Here is a 19210-nt window from a genome sequence, read left to right as displayed (position 1 = left end):
CCGATCATCACTGACTGAAACATCGCTGAGACACTCTGAGACACCTCTGAAACGCCGATCATGCACGGCTGGACAGCAAATCGTGCACCTCTGGACAGCAATCGTGTACGGCTGGACAGCAATCGTGCACGGCTGGACAGCAGTCGTGCACGGCTGCGACGGGCCTAGCACAATGAGAACGTGACTTCTTCCGCCCACACGTCTGTTCTGGTGATCGGGGCATCCGTTTCAGGGCTCGCCTTCGCTGCTCACCTCCTGCGCACATCACCTCACGTCAGGGTGACAGTCATTGACGCTGCTGATGCCGAGAACTTCGCCGCGGATCCGAGATCGGTGACCAAAGATCTCTTGCTCCAACCGCTTCCCAACCCACAAAGGATGGCAACTTCTCAGTCGTTAGCTGACGCTCCCCGTTCGGTGCAGAGCCCGTCTCTTTTAGCGGGGCGAGCGGCCTATTCAGCGCAGAGCGCGCCGCAGATAACGGACGCAATTCTCTCCCCGACGGCTCACACTCCCCCGTCGCTCATGGAACAGTTCCAGCTCAGCGCCGAGTATGCCCAGCAGGGCCGCCTGAGGCTGCACCCGAAGACGCGGGCGCTTGGTCTGCATCTGCCTTCTTCTGCCACACCACCCTCGTCAACCGGCGGGAAGAATCGAGCGACCGAGCCCATCCAGGTGATCGTCGATGACGGCGGGGATGGTTCAGGGCAGAGAATTATGTCGGCGTCGTGGGTAGTGATTGCCACGGGAGCTGTTGCACGCACTCCGATCAGTGATCACCGCACAACTCGGGGGGATCGCCTTTCGCTTCGGTGGCCGTCGGATGCCAATCGGTTGCGCGCGCAATGGGCTGAGGATGCCGCATCTGCTGGGCGAGGAGTGCTCATCCATGGCGGCGGATGGATCGGCCTCGAAACCGCTTCCGCCGCGCGTCACCACGGCGTACCGGCCACCATTGTGACCCGGCGGATGCCGTTGCTCGCCTCCCATCTTGGCGCGCTCGGGGCTATTCCCACCTCCTGGGCGCTCGACTCTGGAGTGAAAATCCAACTGTCTACGCATGAGGACACCGAAACGTCCCCGCAACCCACGGTGTGGGCCATTGGAACTCATCCAGCGACCGCATGGCTAGCGGACACCGATATCGCACTCACCCCGCATGTGGCGACCGATTCCCTGCAGCGGGTGCTTGACGGTAACGGTCAGGTCCTCGCACACGGGCGCGTGCTCGCGATTGGGGACGCTGCGCAGTGGTGCGCAGGGCGCTGGAACCGGGCGGTCGCCTCAGGGCAGGCTGGTGCCGATCTGCTCGCTGCGGCGGAAGCGGAGAGGAAAGCGGCAGAGGAGAAGAGAAAAGAGGTGGAGGGGAACGAGACCTGTGAGCCAATGTCTATGGGCGACACCGTCGGACATCACCACAGCTCACATGGGCAATCTAACCGCACCGCAGAGCCTCACGCCTCCGAGCCGGGCACGCTCCCGGTTGCCGCTGCTCTCCCGGCATTCACCACGCTGTTCGGCCGAGAGATTCAGGTTTTCACCGCCGGTCACGACGACAATGTGCAACGGATAGGCGCGGTGGTGGTGCGCGGGCGCAATGCCGCCCAATGGATAGGCGCCGACAAGACTCGTGATTTCCCCGGTGACGTGGCCCTAGCGGCCCGCGAATGTGCCCCATCACCGGGTGATCCGCTCACCGCCATTGGGCTGATTGCTATCGGTGGCGGGTGGGCACTCGGACCCGTTTTAGCGGCGGATGCACCCAAAGACACTTCGGCGGTGCGCTCTACGCTGCGCCGATGGACATCGCAGAGCCCGCTCTTTGTTGACCCCCAAAAGTTGATCGACCCAGCCATCACACTTAAACGCGGGTTAGCATGATCTACGTCGGTGATGATGCCGACAAACCGATTCCCAGGAGCTAAGAGTTCATGAGTAATCTGCGCACCGAGCACGACCTGCTTGGCGACCGCGAAGTCCCGGACGACGTCTACTACGGCATTCAAACCCTTCGGGCCCGGGAGAATTTCCGCATCACCGATGTTCCTCTGTCGCACTTTCCGCATCTGATTCGGGCGCTGGCCCTGGTCAAGCTCGCTGCTGCCCGCGCCAACCAGCAGCTTGGCGTGCTCGAAACCGCACAGGCTGAAGCCATCGAACAGGCGTGTCAAGAGATTGCAGGCGGCGCTTTGCACGACCAGTTTGTGGTCGATGTGATCCAAGGTGGCGCTGGCACCAGCACGAATATGAATGCCAACGAGGTGATCGCGAATCGGGCGCTGGAGATACTCGGGCATCGCAAAGGTGAGTACGAATATCTGCATCCCAATAACCATGTGAATTTGGGACAGTCGACCAACGATGTGTACCCGACTGCGGTGCGGCTAGCTATTTTGTTGTCGTTCCCTGCGCTCGCCGAGGCGATGGACACCCTGATCGCTGATTTGCGTGCCAAGGGGCAGGAGTTTTCCGATGTGCTGAAAGTGGGCCGCACCCAGATGCAGGATGCGGTTCCGATGACTCTCGGGCAAGAGTTCCGCGGTTTTGCCACCACTATCCATGAGGATGTGGAACGGCTGACCCGGACCGCACGGTTGTTCCATGAAATCAATATGGGTGCCACGGCGATTGGCACCGGGATTACTACCGATCCTCGCTACGCCCCGGCAGTGGTCGCGGAGCTGAGGAAGGAAACCGGGATCGACTTTGTGCTCGCGGATGACCTGGTGGAGGCGACGAGTGACACCGGCGCGTTCGTCACGTTCTCTGGGGTGCTCAAGCGCATTGCGGTCAAAATTTCAAAGATCTGCAATGATCTTCGTTTGCTGTCGTCTGGCCCGCGCACCGGGTTGAACGAGATTAACCTTCCGGCTACTCAGCCGGGCAGCTCGATTATGCCGGGCAAGGTCAACCCGGTGATTCCCGAGGTCGTAAACCAGGTGGCGTTCGAGGTGATTGGCAATGACCTCACGGTCACGTTCGCAGCGGAGGCTGGGCAGTTACAACTGAATGCTTTTGAACCGGTTATCGCATTCAACATTTTGGAATCGACCCGGGTGATGACCCGGGCAATGCGTACACTTTCTGAACGGTGTGTGCGGGGTATTACCGCCAACCGCGATGTGCTTGCGAACTATTTGCATTCGTCTATCGGTGTGGTGACCGCGCTGGTTCCAGTGATCGGATACTCCAAAGCATCCGAGATCGCTGAACGGGCATTGGAAACCGGTCGGCCCGTTGCCGATCTGGTCATTGAAGCGGGGCTTTTAGATCGTGCCCATCTGGATTCGCTGTTGTCTCCTGCCCGTATGACCGCTCCGTACCGCCCGACCGAAACCGGCACTATTCCGGTGCTGGATGTTCCATTGACCGATTCCGGCGAAATCGCCTCGCCAGCCACGATGGAGGCCTCTCATGACCCCGACCCACAGGGCAGCTGACCACGCAGGTGGTTTCGACCGCCCCCGCACGATCACAGTGACAGGGGCCAGCGGACGCATCGGCTATTCGTTGTTGTCGCACCTCGCGCTCGGTGCTGTGCACGGCGGTGATGTGCCGATTCGCTTGAATCTTTTGGAGATCCCTGCCGCGCAGCGGGCTGCCGAGGGGATTGCCATGGAGCTGAGCGATCTGGCATCGCCGGTGCTGTCAGACATTCAGGTGTTCACTGATCCTGAAGAGGCTCTGCGCGATACCGATCTGGTGATGTGCGTGGGGTCTCGTCCGCGCGGACCGGGTATGGAGCGTCGGGATCTGCTTGAGGCTAATGGCGCGATTTTCCGCGACCTAGGACGGGCTCTTTCGGCGGCGCGCCCGGATGTGCGGGTGGTTGTGGTGGGCAATCCGGCAAACACCAATGCTCTGGTGCTCGCGGCACATGCGCCGCATTTAGCTCCGTCGCAGGTCACCGCTCTCATGCGGCTGGACCATCAGCGCACCGTAGCTCGCCTCGCTGAAGCTGTTGGCGTTCTTCCAGGTGAGGTCGACGGGGTGGTGGTCTGGGGCAACCATTCCGCATCGCAGGTTCCCGATATTTCTCATGCCACTATTGGCGCGCAGCCCGCTCGGGATCTCGTGGATGCCCATTGGGCCCACACTGAACTGCGCGTGGACGTTGCGCAGCGGGGTGCCACCATCATCGACGCACTGGGCGCTTCGTCGGCTGCGTCCGCTGCGCACGCGGTGGTGTTGCACTGCCGGGATTGGGTTCGCGGTACGGCGAGCACGACCAGCGTCGCCCTTCCATCCCAGGGCTGGTATGGCGTACCCGAGGGGGTTGTGTTCTCTGCACCAGCCCGTTCGGTCAACGGATCTTGGGAGGTGGCCACGGAGTTGGTGCCCGATCCTGAGCTATCTGAGGCCTTTGCGGACACGCTTCAGGAGGTTCTGGATGAGCGGGAGGCGATCAAAAGTCTCGGGTTGCTTTCGTAGTTGAGGGGTGGGCTTTCGGGCACCTGGCTTGCTGGAATCTGATGCCCATCCGGGTTTTGACCTAGTCACCACCCCTTATGGCGTGGCGGCGCAGCGAGGCGGCGTAGCGTGGCGGCGCAATTCAACTCGCCGCCACACCGAAGCACACCTCGTCGGAATTGTGACCAGGTCCGCCTTAAAATGTGATGAGTGCAACATCAAAACCTGGGGCCGAGAGGGCGAATCCATCAGGATCGAAGAGTATAAGTAAAAGCCAGGTAAAGAGAGGGGATGGAAATTCCCTCAGCACGCGACTGAACACTTGTACGACGAGGAGGAGATATACCTGTGGAAGCACGCCGCCCACGCCGCCCATGGCAGTCCGCTGAGCATTCCGATGGTGGCCCAAACCGACGGGCCGTCCTCGCGAGCGGAGCTCTCTCGGTCGCCACGATCGCGGCGGTCGCTGCATGCACCAATGACACCACGTCCCGTCAAGGTGGTTCGTCAGCATCGAAAGGCTCCCCCTCGCCCACCGCAGCCCCGCATGAGGCCGCTATTCAGGATCTGCCGACCTTAAACGACAAGGTCGAAGGATTCACGATGGCGGACATGTCAAAAATCGAATCACCGATCGACGTTCAGTTCCCTGTCCCCGGCCCCGCCAGAGGACTAGTTGAAGGTATCGATATCGCGGTCAATAAGATCCTGAGGGAACACAGCTATTTACAGGACAAAGGCACGCTGAGTATTCGCGGGAAGATTTTCGCCTCGGCAGCATCCGTCCTCGGCGCTATTCTCACCGGAACCGTCGGCAAAGATACCGCCCCGAGCGTGGTCTGGTACGACGCCAGCCGCGACCGCGCAGTCACCTCGCCAGCCCTCATCCTCCCAGAGAAATGGGGCGAGTTCTCCAAGGCGGTTCAGACTGCCGGCGCAAAGGTTAAGAACCTCGACACACAAGGACTCGACACCTTTTTACAGGAACAGCCGCGACCGTTCGGTAACGGACCCGCCATCATGTTCTCCCGCAAGGGCGAGCTACAGCTGCTCTTCCCAGCCGCCAAGGTTGACAACACCCAAGGCCCGCAACTGGTCACCATGGACGCCGCCACGGCTGAACCATTCCTGTCCCCCTTCGGTCGCGCCGCTAAAGCTGCTGTCATGACCCCGGCTGCGTTCGATAAAAACAGTATTAAGCGACCCGACGGATCCGGCAACAAGCGTTACGACGGTGACGCCCTGTACGAGCAGGTCACGAACCTGCCCGAACCGCAGAAAGCCCGCGCCGCCGACCCGGGCCCCGGCCCCGTCTCCCAGCTGGCACCCCGCTCAGGCCCCGGAGTCCGTCCGGCCACGGTGTGCGCCCCCGACGGTTCACGACTCAAAGCTATCTGCATGTCCTTTGACGACGGGCCCAGTCCGGAACTCAACGGGGAACTATTGACCACCCTGCGCACCAACAAAGCCGCAGCCTCATTCTTTAATATCGGCCGCAGCTCTCATGCCGCCCCTAAATACAGCGCAGACACCGCCGCCGCCGGGCAAGAACTTGGCTGCCATTCCTGGTCACACCCACCCCTGACGAAGGTCGCCCAAGGACCGAAACTAGATCAGCAAATCATCGGAGTGACCGACGAACTGGCCAAGCATATGGGCCGTCGACCGCTGACAATGCGCCCGCCCTACGGCGCACACAATCACCTCGTCGACGACTCGGTCGGCGCCCAGAGCCAGAGCGTTCAGCTGTGGTACGTCGATACCGAAGACTGGAAGTACCGCAACGTCCAGCACAATATCGACTCTGTGAAGAAGAACGCCCGCCGCGGCGCGATTGTGCTGATGCACGAAATCCATCCGACCTCAGTGAAGGCAGTGCCGCAGATCCTCAAGAATCTTGAGGCCGAGGGCTACACCACCATGACCTGTTCGGAGATCGGCCAAAACCAGATGTACGCCGGAAAGTGGTACACCCGCGGGTTCGACTTCACTCGCTAGTTCGAGGTCGGTCACCAACTCGCAATTAGCCATAAAACAATGGGCCCTTAAGACCACCTCAGGAAGGTGGCCTTAAGGGCCCTCCTCAGTTAATAAACTGATATCAGTCAGAGATTAGGCTAATTATCAAATTTACCAGCAATAATCGATTCGTCCCAGACAATAGGTTGCAATCGAGGCGTCAGGTGACATACAATGAAGTCTCCTGACCGGAGGCCGGCGAGTTTTACACCCCTTACTCGTCGGCCTCTTCATTTTTACCGCGCATGACCAGCTTCGGGTCGGGCGCGGTCACCACGTTCGGGTCCTTGCCGTCATAATCGAACTGATTCAAGAAGTACCGCATCGCATTCAGGCGCGCCCGCTTCTTATCGTTGGAGCGGATAATCGTCCACGGCGCGTACTTCTTATCCGTCCGGCGGAACATCTCCTCCTTGGCCGCCGTATAGTCCTCCCACCGGCCCAACGACTCCAGATCCATTGGGGAAAGCTTCCACTGCCGAACCGGGTCGAGCTGGCGGATCGCAAACCGGGTGCGCTGCTCGGTCTGGGAGACGGAGAACCAGAACTTCGTGACGTGGATCCCGGAATCAACCAGCATCCGCTCAAACTGCGGAGCCTGAGCCATAAAAGTCTCATACTCCCGGTCAGTACAAAAACCCATCACTCGTTCCACGCCTGCGCGGTTGTACCACGACCGATCGAACAGAACCATCTCCCCCGACGTGGGCAAATGCTGGATATACCGCTGGAAATACCACTGCCCCAGCTCACGGTCACTCGGCTTATTCAGGGCGACAACCCGGGCTGTGCGGGGATTCAAATGTTCTGTGAAGCGTTTGATCGTGCCGCCTTTGCCCGCCGCATCACGCCCCTCGAACAAGATGATGACTTTTTTCCCGTGGTCCTCCAGCCAGTACTGGAACTTCAGCAGTTCAACCTGCAGTCGATACTTCTCCAGCTCATATTCGTCCCGATCCATTCGGGTCTTGTAGGGGTAGCCCTCCTGCCAGGTGTAGACCGGGTTGCCCTGGGGATCGATCAGATCTGGATCCGGGGTATGGCCCTCCGTCACCCGATACCCAGCCTCGCGAAGATGCTCAATATACTCGCGCAGATTCTGGTTGGGGAACTTATGCGGTGCCATCAACGGCCTCCTCGAACGTCGCAGGATAGATGGCATCCACCCTATCGAGCACAGGCCATCGACGAGGGCGAAATCGACGGGACCATGGACCGTACGCGCCGCTGAAGGCTAAGATCACCGGCCCGTCGACAACCTAGAGACGCCTCGCGCAAGTTTCCAACCGCGTAAGCAGCAACGAACCTTAGGGAACCCGTCAGGGAAGACCCCGCGGCACGAACACCGAAAGGGCAGACAGCATCATGGCTATCTCTCTCGTTGTGTCCCCCGGGATCTATCCTCAGTGGGCAAAGTGGCGAGTCCCCGTGACATACATGGTGATGCCAGCGGCCTCACACGCGGCAATCACTTCATCGTCGCGAATCGACCCGCCCGGTTGCACAATGGCACGCACCCCGGCATCGATTAATAACTGTGGGCCATCGGCGAACGGGAAAAACGCATCCGAGGCCGCCACGCTGCCCCGTGCCCGCTCCTGACCGTCAGATGCGAGCGTATTAGCCCGTTCAATCGCCAGTTTGCAGGAGTCCACCCGGTTCACCTGACCCATCCCAATTCCGGTGGCCGCCCCACCCTTGGCCAGCACAATCGCGTTGGACTTTGGCGCACGCACGGCGCGCCAGGCGAAGGCCAAATCTGACAAGGTCTGATCGTCAGCGGGAGCGCCCGCAACCAACGTCCAACCTGAGGGGTCATCGCCCGGTGCATCCACGGCATCGACATCCTGCAGCAGGCGGCCTCCCCAGATCTGACGCGTCTCCAGACCACTATCCCGTTGCATCGCCACCCGCAAGATACGCAGATTCTTCTTGGTTCGCAGCAGGTCCAGCGCATCCTCGTCGTAGTCAGGGGCCACAATCACTTCGGTAAACACCGGCTTAATCTGGCGCGCAAGGCCAAGCGTGACCCGGCGATTCACCGCGATCACACCGCCGTAAGCCGACACCGGGTCCGTGGCATGAGCTTTAGTGTGCGCGTCGGCAATCGGATCATCCGCCTGCGGGTCACCCACCGCGATACCGCACGGGTTATTGTGCTTCATCACCACAGCGCACGGGGCGTCGTGATCGAGCGCAGCGCGCACCGCGGCGTCCGCGTCCACGTAATTGTTGTAGCTCATCTCCTTGCCACCCAGCTGCAATGCACCGGCAAGTCCGTACGGTTGTCCGTCAGGAGCATCGTCGTCCCACTGCAGACGCGCACGCTGATGCGGGTTCTCTCCGTAACGCAGAGCTCGCAACCCGAGCAGACGCATGTCTTCGTCCGCCACCGAGAACAGATCGAATGTCTCGGACTGTTCATCCTGGGTCTGGGTCTTATCTGCCCGCTCACGCATCCACAGCGCGATGGCCGCATCGTAATCCGCAACGTGATCAAATGCCACGGTCGCCAAACTCAGCCGCTGCTGTTCAGTGAATCCACCCGTTCGCACCGCCTGTGCAACCCCGTCGTAATCGCGAGGGTCAACCACCACCGCACAGTTCGCATAGTTTTTCGCCGCACCGCGCAACAAGGTCGGTCCGCCGATGTCGATCTTTTCGATCACTTCATCATGCGTACCCCCATCCGCCACCGTCTGCTCAAATGGATAGAGGTTCACTACCACCAGGTCGAATGCCTCGACACCCTGATCGGCGAGCTGTTCACGATGTTCAGCGCGTCGACGATCGGCGAGAATCCCCGCGTGAACGGCAGGATGCAAGGTTTTCACCCGACCATCCAGACACTCGGGGTAACCCGTCACCTCGGAGACCTCCCGCACACGCAGACCAGCCTCCCTCAGCACCGCGGCAGTGGAGCCCGTGGAGATCAGCTCCACTCCCTCCGCGGCTAACGACCGTCCTAGGTCCGCCACACCCGTCTTGTCGAATACGGATATCAACGCGCGCCGCACCGGCTGCCGTTCACCTTCAAATGCGATCGAGTGGGTCGACGATGCGGTCACAGTTCTCCTTAGGTTGACGAAACGGGAGGGGAAACAACAGATGCCGAAACCGGCACGGATATAGGAGAGGCCGCCTGCGGTTCGGGACCGGACGCGGCCTGCGATTCATCACCGGAGGCCGAACCAGAGACCGGGCGGGAGTCCGCTCCTGACAGAGGTGCCGAGCAGCCAGGGTCGTGGGACGCGCCCGAGACACCGGAAGACAGCCCGGCGGCCAGCTGGCGCACCACCTCAACGAGCATGACGTGCTCAACAGCTTTGATTCGCTCGTGCAGGGTGTCCTCGGTGTCGTCGTCCAACACTGGCACGGCGGTCTGCGCGAGGATACGGCCGGTATCAACACCCGCGTCAACCTCGATCACCGACGCTCCACTGACTTTTACCCCATAGGCCAGAGCATCGCGGACACCGTGGGCACCGGGGAAGGCGGGAAGAAGCGCGGGGTGAGTATTGATGATGCGGCCCGGGAACCGATCAAGCACCGACGAGCCCAAAAGTTTCATGAAACCGGCCAGAACCACTAAGTCCGGCGCGAAGCTGGCTATGGCCTCGGCAAGGGCACAATCCCAGGCGGCGCGGTTTGAATAATCAGAGCAGCGCACGATTGTGGTCGGGATACCGCGACGGTCCGCATGACTAAGGCCGGGAGCCTCGCGGTCGGCAATGACACCGACAATCTGGTACGGCGAATCCTCACCACCACGATGGGCATCCTCAAGCAGAGCGAGAAGATTGGATCCGTGACCAGAGATAAGTACGACGACCTGGGTGCGCACGGTCCAAGAGTAACGGCCCCACTCGGTCGCGTCGATTTGGTGCCACAGCTCGGGCAGCAGCACCGGTGACGCGACAGGATGTCTTGTATGTGACCGGTGTAGACCACATCGAGACCGAGCCGACAGTGGAACAGGGCGCAATGTCAGGCAGAATAGTTCGGTGAGCACTGAGCACCGCCCCCGTCCTGATCGAGCAACCTCCATGTACACCAGGTCGCTGGGCTATGTGACTTTGTGCTTGGTCTGTGCCTGGATCGCCATGCTGTTTCCCCTGCCCACGAGTCTTTTCTCCGGGGTATTCGGGATCATGGGGATGGTGTTTCTGATCCGCATGCTGATCGCAGGGCTGCGCACGCCCCGCCGAGCCGTCGCCGTATTGACCACGCTGTTCGGTGTACCCGCGTGTCTGCTACTGATCGGTGGCAGCGCGCTCAGTCTGCTGTTCTACGGGCCGATTTCCTCCGCTGAGGAATGCCGCAGCCAGGCGCTAACCCATGAGGCCGTTGCCAGCTGCACTCAGCAGACTCAAAACGACATTACCTCGTGGATCTCAGGGCTATCAGGCCGCTGACCTCGCCAAACACACCTTAGGGGCTCAGCGTATTCGCAGCGCAGGCCCCGAGCTGTCGATTAAGACGCGGCTATACCCGGCCAGGAATCACTCGTGATCCGCGGGGTCGTTTTTAGCATCCGTTGGGGTAGCTGTCGGAGGCTTATCGTGCGCCGCCAGCCCTGGCAGGCGTGCACTGAAAACCTGGCGCCGCGCACTGGAAGGGATCGCGATGCCAGAGGCTTCCGAGGTTTCCTCAGAACCCTCTGCACCTTGTTTAGGCGTCCCTGGATCCGAGGAAGAATCCGCTGAACTTGGTACGGCGGTCTTAGAACCTGACAGTGCTTCGTGTTCCTTGCGCTCAGCTCGTTCAACCCGCTCCCACAGACGCGCTACCGTATCGCCGATCCCAGCCCTCACGTTCAGTAAACGAACCCGCAGCGGACTCACCACCACCAGCAGCACCACCCCGGTCGCCAACAAAATCAGACCACCAAGTGGCCCCACCGTCGCGGCGATATCTGGCCCGAGCGAACGCAAACGGCCATTACCGATTCCCCCGCGCGCCGCACTAATCATGATCAGCACACCGACCAGCACACCGACCGGATACAAGATGTATCCAATGATGCGCTCTCGCGTGGACAAATGCCGGACCTCCCGAGTCAGGCAGACCGCCCCAAACCCGATAATGAGCGCGGGCACCAGAAGCAGAGCCCAACCTCCAGCGGTCGCCGTGCTCGGGCCGGGAAGAGCAGCTAGCAACGGAAGCTGAGGAAGAACCCCACCCGTCGTGCCCTGCAATGAAAACGTGGTGCCTAAACCAACGTTGAATCCACCACCGACCAGCACTGATAGGGCCCACAACCCGAACGTCGGCAGCAAGGCGAGCTGAATCAAGGTGAGCACCGCACCCCCGCCGATCCCCGGATCCAGACGCGTTTGCATTCCTGCCACCTGTGGAAACGCAACCACAATCGCGACGCTGACAGCCAGCATCCCCGCCCCGAAAAGTCCGGCGAGGGTCAGCCCCACACTGCGGAACAACGCACCGTAAAGGCTCGGAAGACGATCTAACGGACTGCCATGACCGGTGTCTTTCAGTTCCCGACGCAGCGCAAGATAGTAGCCGACCACGAAAGACACCACTGCGACCAACAGGCCGGATGCCACCACAGAGACCAAGATCGCGTGAAAGGAATGGTGGCGGCTCACCATCGTCACCACAAAGACTAAACTGGCATAGGTGATAATATGGGCTAGCCCCAAGCTCAAGACATCGCGGAGGCCACCGTCTCGCGCTGAGCCGTCCTCATTAATCGGATACAGCGATCGAACCATTCGCCGCACAAACGCAGCGCCGATCCAGATCAATATCGCGGCAAGACCCAGCGGGGTGAGCGAGAAAATTCCGTCGATCACCCCTGTGGTCAGTAACAGACTTCCCCCGTGGGACAGCAAGAATGCGTTCAGACCCAGCATGATGGCATCGAGCGTGGTGAGTCCGGATCCCCCTGCGGTCATCAGGCCAATAAGTGCCGTCACCACGCATAGCGTGACCCCAATCAGAGCTGTCAGAACAGCCGAGGAGATCCCCATGAGGACAGGTGAGGTGATCTTCTCGGTAGTGTTCGCGCTCACGCGGCAGCCTCCATCCTGGACGGCCCGATGGCCGCATGCCTGCTCCCATGGTGTCGTTGCAGGTCGGCAGTGTCCAGCACGGCGGACGGGTGTCGCACAATCACCGGTGATGTCCTCACCACAGAGTCCCCTATTTTGGTGCTCCACATCCGTGTGGGCCGCAGCCGGGACGGCGTTGCATCTGAGTGCATCCGGCGTACCGGCGACCCTAAAGACGCGCGATGGCCAGGGCGCGCCTCATGATGTTTGCATGAGTGCGCCCTGGCCGATCTCAGTCAGGTTCAGACAGGTCTATGACGTTGCAGCGACCGCAGCCAGGTTCCGACCGTGTCAGCTTGCTGACGACAGGTCCCGACTCCGCAGCTCAATCGCTACGTGGTTCCGACCGTGTCAGTCTGCTGACGACAGCTTGATGTCGAGCACCTTTTCGTCCTGTCCGCGCAACACGGTGAGCTTGTGGGACGAGCCAACCGGCAAGCTGCGCACATACGCGGTGAGGGCGGTGGCACTGCCAATATTGACGTCATCAACCTTGGTCACAAGATCTCCTACGGCGAGACCACCGCTTGCTGCCGGCGAGTTCGGAACGATCTCCACAACCTTCGCGCCGCGGTAAATCGTGGTGCCCACGGTGGCGGTACCGTCAGTCGCCGTGACTCCCAGCAGGGCATGCTGCGCGGTTCCCTTGCTGATCAGCTGATCAGCAATGAGCTTGACCGTGTTCACGGGGATCGCGAAACCGAGGCCGATGCTGCCCGCGTTCTCCCTGCCGTTCCCGGTAGAAGCAATCGCCGAGTTGATGCCGATCACGTAGCCCTGGGCATCGACCAGAGGACCACCGGAGTTGCCCTGGTTGATCGACGCGTCGGTCTGGATCGCGGAGGTGAACGCCGAGTCCTTCGGGTTCGACGAATCAGAGCTAGTGCTCACGGGCCGGTTCACCGCCGAGACAATGCCGGTGGTCACCGTGTTTTGCAGACCGAGCGGCGTACCGAGCGCCATCACTGGCTGACCTACCACCACCTTGGCGGAATCGCCGAGAGTTGCAGGCTTCAGGCCTTTCGGCGGATCCTGCAAGCGGATCACGGCAATATCGGTGGAGGGGTCAGTCCCGACCGTGCGGGCCCAGTAGGTGCGACCATCGTGCAGGGTCACCGCAATCCGGTCAGCACCCTGCACCACGTGGTTATTGGTCACGATAGTGCCGCGGGCATCCAAGATGATGCCGGTACCCTCGGCAGCGCCCTGGCCGGTCTGCACCGTAATAGCGACCACGCTCGGGGCCACCGCTTTCGCCACGTCTTCCCAGTTCGGGGCGTTAGCGGTGGAGTTCTTCGCAGGTGGCTCCGCCTGTTGTGGCGCGGACACGGTGTTGGAATCGGCCGCCACTCCCGCAATTGCGTTGTATCCGATGCCGGCGGTGAACGCTCCCACGGCGCCGAGAAGTGCGGCGACCACCGCGATAGCGATGACAGCAAACCATCCCGGCCCACGGCGTGAGGCGGTCGTGACGGCACCGGGGGTAGGTGCGCCGTAGCCCCCAAACGGAGGGATCGGGCCTCCTGGCGGAACCGGACCGTTCCCACCGGGAGGTACAGCGCCGCCTGCGGGAGGCATCCCCCCGCCGGGAGGTACGGAGAACCCGCCTGCAGGAGGTGTGAATCCCACCTCGGACTGCGAGTTCGGATCGGGCTGAGCCTGCGCGTACGGCGACGGCTCATAGGGCGATGGGGAGCCTGGTAAAGGCAAAGTCGGATTGGATGGCGCCTGGTTATAGCTCGCTGTCGATGATCCCGCGGGGAACTGACCTAGGCGTTCCGTGGGTTGGTCAAAGGATTCAGTCGGATATTCCACTCGCTCCGTGCGCTGCCATCGGCTGCGCTCCGGCTCCGGTGCGGCATGGCCCGGCTGATTTTCCCCCGGCGCCCCCTGCTGGTCCTGCCCCGACCCCGGCTGGCTGTGAGCTAACCCCTGCTGCTGCGGAATCTGATTAGGAGTGTTCGATGCAGGCTCGGGGCGCACAGGGCGTCCAAACCCGCTTCCGCCATGTCCAGACCCAAGCTCTTGGTCTCGTTGTTCGCTTGACATCATGCTGCTCCTCGTTGTGTCGGGCACGAGACAGATAATCGCACCACCCTAGACCGGCCCTGGACTCTAGCTGTGCACGAACTGTGCATATACGACCAGTTCACGGGGAATTTTTGGCGCTAAGCAGGGTCATCGTCTCGAATGACGATCACCCGAACCCCCACTGACGGGGTCTTCAGAACCGAGGGCAGCGCGTCACAGTCTGCCGTCACCACGCTCGCACCCAGACCTTTAGCTATCGCAGCGATATCGGCCCCGTGAGGGGTGGTGAAGAACCTGCTGAGAATGTCCTCACCGGCGGACGCGTGCTCAAGACCCCCAAAAATCCGTCCGCCGCCATCGTCAACAACCACCACGTCGAGATCAGGGCGTTCTTCAAGGGGGCCAATCAACAGACCCGTCAGATCGTGCAACGCGGCGAGATCCCCCAGCAGAGCCCGACACCGAGCTCGATCCTGGTTAGCCTGCGCCGAATCGCCATCACCATGCTCTAAGTCACCGGCGACACACTCGGCCCCACTGACGGCGGGCTCGGCCCCACAAACGCCATGTTCCGGCACACCAGCGCCATGTTCTGACACACTCACGCCGGGCTCGGCCCCACAAGCGCCATGTTCTGAGACACCAGTGCCATGTTCCGGCACGCCAGCGCCATGTTCTGGCACACTCACGCCGGGTTCGGTCCCGCCAGCAACGTCTCCGAACCCGCTCGCCACGCGTCCGACCCGTCGTGCCATCCCTAACGCCACGCCAACCGCTGTTGCGGAGGTTCCGTCAATACCAGCCAATCCCCGATGAGAAAGAATCCGGCCCGAGGTGGCTGGGGCATAGCGTTCGAGGTCGCGAATTAAACTCGACGACGCCAACACCAATGTGTCGCGCGGACCCGTAGCCTCCCAGACCGCGAGAGCAGCACGGGTTTGCCAGGGAAGAGTCTGCACGGTGAAGGCCTGACCGAGGTCCTGTTCGGCGCGCTCCCAAGCTTGCGCAAACAGATCCTGTTCACGATCGGTTTCCGCGTCCGAGTCGAGCTCAATCCGGGACGCCACTAGGCTGGCGCGCCGAGCAGCGTCAGGCCATAGCGGATCATCCGACATAACCACGAGCTCAATGTCATCCGCAGCCAACAGCCCGCTGAGAACAGACCGAGAAAGCGTGGTATGCCCAGCCACGATGACCCGACGGGGACGCAGCGGATGCCCTGGGGTGGCAAGTACATCGGGAAGCATGTCCAGGTAGCGGGTGATGAGACCAGGACCAGGCCGCCGAGCGCCTGAACTAGGTTCGGCAAAGAGCGGCAGTCGATGCCGCGCGGCCCAGTCCGCAATCCGGCCATCTGGACCCCCGGCGTCTGAACCCCAGCCATCTAGACCCCACCCATCTGGACCTCCGGGGCCCGCATCCCAGCCGTCTGGACCCGGGTCATGTGGGCCACTCCCCCAGATCTCTGCCTTATCACCCGCCATCACCACGGTGCGGGCGCACGCGGGCAACAGGACCGGCACGGGCCGGGACACGCCCACGCGCCGCGTTAACGGGAGAGCGATCGGCGCAGCGGACCCATTAACGGCTGGTACATCACCGGCAGACGAGTCGGCGACGGTTGTGTCCGTCACCGCTGGCACAAGCGGGTCACGGAATCCAAGGTTGAGATGAACCGGTCCGGGGTGATCCCCGGTCGCAATCGCCATGGCGCGGGCAGCCACATTCGCCATCGTGCGCAGTTCTAGTTCGGTCGCATCCAGCGCACCCGGCGCTGGCACATCAAAATGCCATCGCGCAACATCCCGAAACAGTTGCGCCTGGCGGCCCGCCTGGTTGGCACCGGTCTCGCGCAACTCCGCCGGGCGATCAGCCGTGATCAAGATGAGCGGAAGCCTTGAATGATGCGCCTCCGAGGCCGCAGCCATGAGGTGGGTGACCGCGGTTCCCGACGTGGTCACCACGGCGGCGGGCCGGGACGGGTCCTCCAACGCGAAACCCAGCGCTGTAAATGCGGCGGCCCGTTCGTCAATACGCACGTGAACACGCAGGTCATCGCTCACTTCGTGCACAATCGGATTGCGCAGTGCATGCACCAACGGGGCAGACCTCGACCCTGGCGCGATCACCACTTCTCGCAAGCCCAGTGCGATCAGGCTGCGCCAAAAAACCGCCGCGGCACGCACCGCACCCGAGCCACACGGAGCAGGCACGGGACAGCACACAGGAGACGGCAGCGCAGAGAGCATAATCCGAGCCTAATGCGCGCATCGGAGAGTTTGGGTTTCCGCCCGGCGTCCTCACCAGGCCGATGACGGTGTTCGGGGATCGAGCGTGGCGAGGATCTCACAGTAAAGCGGCGCAGGCATCGAGTCGATGCTGCCACCGGCTCCGCAGGTTCGGGTCGGCGGCGAATCGGGCGAGTAACCCCGGATTGGGGCAGGCCCGGGTGGCGGGCACCTCCAGCATTCCCCCAGTCGGGATTGCGGATCTGCTCACGAGATCCCCTGTAAATAAACGGATGGTACCCAGACCACCGTCGTGCGCGGTGCCCGGCAACGAGGCTGCTAAAGCAATTCCCGCGTCGAGCCCAACGGTGGATTCCAGCGCGCTCGAGACCACCACCGGCAGCCCAGCTTGCTCGGCAAGCTCCAGACAACGCCTCACCCCACCGAGCGGCTGAACCTTCATAATCAGCAGATCCGCCGCACCGCTGCGAGCAATGCGCAACGGGTCCTCAACGCGCCGCACCAGCTCATCCGCGGCGATAGGCACGTTAACCAGGCGACGCACCGCGGCTAAGTCCTCCTGCGTCGGACACGGTTGCTCCACATAGTCCAGGCCGTTCGCGGCACGGTCCAAACGACGAATAGCGTCCACAGCGCTCGGAACGTCCCAGGCAGCATTGGCATCAACCCGAATCATCCCGCCTGGCCCCAGCGCATCGCGCACAGCCGCTACCCGTTCCACATCCTGATCCAGGCTGGTCCCCGGATCAGCCACTTTCACTTTGGCCGTGCGACACGAACTGCTCGCCACCAGCTGGGCAGCGCATTCGGCAGATACCACCGGCACCGTCACATTCACTCCGACTCGATCCCGGAGCGGACGGGGATAATCCGAGGTCGCCACCTCAAGTGCGGCCCGCAGCCAGGCCGAGGATTCCGGCGGGTCATAATCCCAAAAGGGAGAGAATTCACCCCACCCGGCTGGTCCTTTCAGCAGCACTCCATCGCGAACCGTGATCCGGCGAAACCGAGTGGTCATGGGGATCGACCAGCAGATGGCGTCGTCGATTCCCTGCTCACGCAAGGTAGGGGGAACTGTGAGCCGTGCGGGTGATTCAGCCATATCAGCAGGGTAAAACACGACCGGACCGGCCACGGGGCGACCCCGCGACCGGCCCGGACACCGGTGACACGGGGGCAAAAAGCTAGATGCTCTCGCCCGCCGTGTCGTGCTCAGATGGCTGATGCGATCAGTACTTCAACACGATGCGGCCATCAATGCGGCCGTGCTCGAGGTCGTCGAAGATCTCGTTGATATCGGCCAGCGGACGAGTCTTAACCGTGGGCTTAATCTGGCCGGCAGCGTAGAACTCGATAGCTTCGACCATGTCCTGACGCGTGCCCACGATGGAGCCGCGGATGGTCAGACCGCGCAGCACGATGTCGAAGATCGATGCCGGGAAGTCGCCGGGGGGAAGACCGTTGAACACAACCGTAGCGCCGCGACGAACCATGGCGGTGGCCTGCGCAAATGCCTGCGGATGCACAGCGGTCACCAGCACACCGTGGGCGCCGCCGATCTTCTCCTGAACGAACGTACCGGGATCTTCGGTGGCCGCGTTAACCACCAGGTCCGCGCCGTGGCTGAGCGCGAGGTCCAGCTTCTCCTGGGCGATATCCACGCCGACGACCCGCATCCCCATCGCCTTCGCGTACTGCACCGCGATGTGTCCAAGGCCGCCGAGACCGGAGATCACAACCCATTCGCCCGGGCGAGTCTCGGTCATCTTCAGGCCCTTGTACACGGTGACCCCTGCGCACAGGATCGGGGCCACCTCGTACGGGTCCACACCCTCGGGCAGACGAGGTGCGTAGGTGGCGTCCACCAGCATGTATTCACCGAACGAACCGTTTACGGTGTAGCCGCCCATCTCCTGGGATTCGCACAGGGTCTCCCATCCGGTACGGCAGTACTGGCAGTGACCGCATGCCGACCACAGCCAAGCGTTGCCCACGAGGTCACCAACCTTGAGATCGGTGACGCCTTCGCCAAGCTTCTCAACCCGTCCGACGCCCTCATGCCCGGGGATGAACGGAGGCGTAGGCTTCACCGGCCAGTCGCCTTTAGCGGCGTGCAGATCGGTGTGGCACACGCCGGAGGCGATGTTCTTGACGAGGACCTGTCCGGGGCCGGGCTCCGGGATCTCAACCTCTTTCACGTCGAGCTGAGCCCCTAGCGATGGGACAACGGCAGCGTGCATGGTGGTCATAGAAACTCCTAAGAATGATGGGGGTGCCTCTAGGAGGAGACACCTCCATCCTTGCCCTATCAGACCCCTTCTGACCGGGACTTTTGACCTCAGAGGCAGCCCGACGGAGGCCACAGCCCGACCCGGGTTCTCCCCCATTGTTCGGTCCCACCAGCAGCGCCGTACCTGCGGCCCAGTA

Annotated in this window: 13 protein-coding genes; 5 read left to right on the top strand and 8 right to left on the bottom strand. The window is 61.8% G+C overall.

Annotated elements, in window-relative coordinates:
- Positions 1 to 180: 180 nt before the first annotated feature.
- From BN1724_RS10330 to BN1724_RS10310, 4 genes are all read left to right on the top strand, one after another.
- Positions 181 to 1881, top strand: coding sequence for an FAD-dependent oxidoreductase (locus BN1724_RS10330; RefSeq protein WP_058235296.1), 1701 nt, complete (start codon positions 181 to 183; stop codon positions 1879 to 1881).
- Between the two features lie 50 nt (positions 1882 to 1931).
- Positions 1932 to 3440: an aspartate ammonia-lyase gene (aspA, locus tag BN1724_RS10325; RefSeq protein WP_084252979.1), complete on the top strand. Its 1509-nt coding sequence runs from the start codon at positions 1932 to 1934 to the stop codon at positions 3438 to 3440.
- The gene (locus BN1724_RS10320; RefSeq protein WP_058235295.1) at positions 3415 to 4431 is read left to right on the top strand and encodes a malate dehydrogenase; all 1017 of its coding nucleotides are present in this window, start codon (positions 3415 to 3417) and stop codon (positions 4429 to 4431) included. The genes aspA and BN1724_RS10320 overlap by 26 nt, the downstream gene beginning before the upstream one ends.
- 327 nt (positions 4432 to 4758) lie before the next feature.
- The gene (locus BN1724_RS10310) at positions 4759 to 6408 is read left to right on the top strand and encodes a polysaccharide deacetylase family protein (RefSeq protein ID WP_058235293.1); all 1650 of its coding nucleotides are present in this window, start codon (positions 4759 to 4761) and stop codon (positions 6406 to 6408) included.
- A gap of 235 nt (positions 6409 to 6643) precedes the next feature.
- On the opposite strand, the gene ppk2 is transcribed toward BN1724_RS10310, so the two are convergent.
- The 3 genes from ppk2 to purN form a co-directional block, all read right to left on the bottom strand.
- Entirely contained in the window at positions 6644 to 7555 is a 912-nt protein-coding gene (gene ppk2 / locus BN1724_RS10305) for a polyphosphate kinase 2 (protein WP_058235292.1), read from the bottom strand.
- Positions 7556 to 7832: 277 nt separating this feature from the next.
- Positions 7833 to 9497, bottom strand: a complete 1665-nt coding sequence (purH, locus tag BN1724_RS10300) for a bifunctional phosphoribosylaminoimidazolecarboxamide formyltransferase/IMP cyclohydrolase (protein ID WP_231928230.1) — start codon at positions 9495 to 9497, stop codon at positions 7833 to 7835.
- Positions 9498 to 9505: 8 nt separating this feature from the next.
- Positions 9506 to 10273 carry a phosphoribosylglycinamide formyltransferase gene (gene purN, locus BN1724_RS13375; protein ID WP_331709459.1) on the bottom strand — a complete coding sequence of 256 codons (768 nt, stop codon included), beginning with the start codon at positions 10271 to 10273 and terminating at the stop codon, positions 9506 to 9508.
- Positions 10274 to 10433: 160 nt separating this feature from the next.
- Between purN and BN1724_RS10290 the strand changes: the two genes are divergently transcribed.
- Positions 10434 to 10844 (top strand): hypothetical protein, encoded by a 411-nt coding sequence (locus tag BN1724_RS10290; RefSeq protein ID WP_157085861.1) that lies wholly within the window; start codon positions 10434 to 10436, stop codon positions 10842 to 10844.
- Between the two features lie 87 nt (positions 10845 to 10931).
- Here the strand turns inward: BN1724_RS10290 and BN1724_RS10285 are convergent, their stop codons facing one another.
- From BN1724_RS10285 to adhP, 5 genes are all read right to left on the bottom strand, one after another.
- Positions 10932 to 12464: a cell division protein PerM gene (locus BN1724_RS10285; protein WP_058235290.1), complete on the bottom strand. Its 1533-nt coding sequence runs from the start codon at positions 12462 to 12464 to the stop codon at positions 10932 to 10934.
- Between the two features lie 390 nt (positions 12465 to 12854).
- Positions 12855 to 14555 (bottom strand): S1C family serine protease, encoded by a 1701-nt coding sequence (locus BN1724_RS10280; RefSeq protein WP_231928229.1) that lies wholly within the window; start codon positions 14553 to 14555, stop codon positions 12855 to 12857.
- Between the two features lie 116 nt (positions 14556 to 14671).
- On the bottom strand, positions 14672 to 16783 hold the full coding sequence (locus BN1724_RS13370) for a thiamine pyrophosphate-binding protein (protein WP_084252977.1): 2112 nt from the start codon (positions 16781 to 16783) through the stop codon (positions 14672 to 14674).
- Positions 16784 to 16880: 97 nt separating this feature from the next.
- Positions 16881 to 17885, bottom strand: a complete 1005-nt coding sequence (locus tag BN1724_RS10270; protein ID WP_058235952.1) for an o-succinylbenzoate synthase — start codon at positions 17883 to 17885, stop codon at positions 16881 to 16883.
- A 127-nt stretch (positions 17886 to 18012) separates the two neighbouring features.
- Positions 18013 to 19032 carry an alcohol dehydrogenase AdhP gene (gene adhP, locus BN1724_RS10265; protein ID WP_058235287.1) on the bottom strand — a complete coding sequence of 340 codons (1020 nt, stop codon included), beginning with the start codon at positions 19030 to 19032 and terminating at the stop codon, positions 18013 to 18015.
- Positions 19033 to 19210: the final 178 nt, after the last annotated feature.

Origin of the sequence: Devriesea agamarum (assembly GCF_900070355.1) — a bacterium.
GTDB classification, from domain to species: Bacteria; Actinomycetota; Actinomycetes; order Actinomycetales; family Dermabacteraceae; genus Devriesea; species Devriesea agamarum.
The sequence above is the reverse complement of the archived record's forward strand: the minus strand, read 5'-3'. Positions and strand labels throughout refer to the sequence as shown.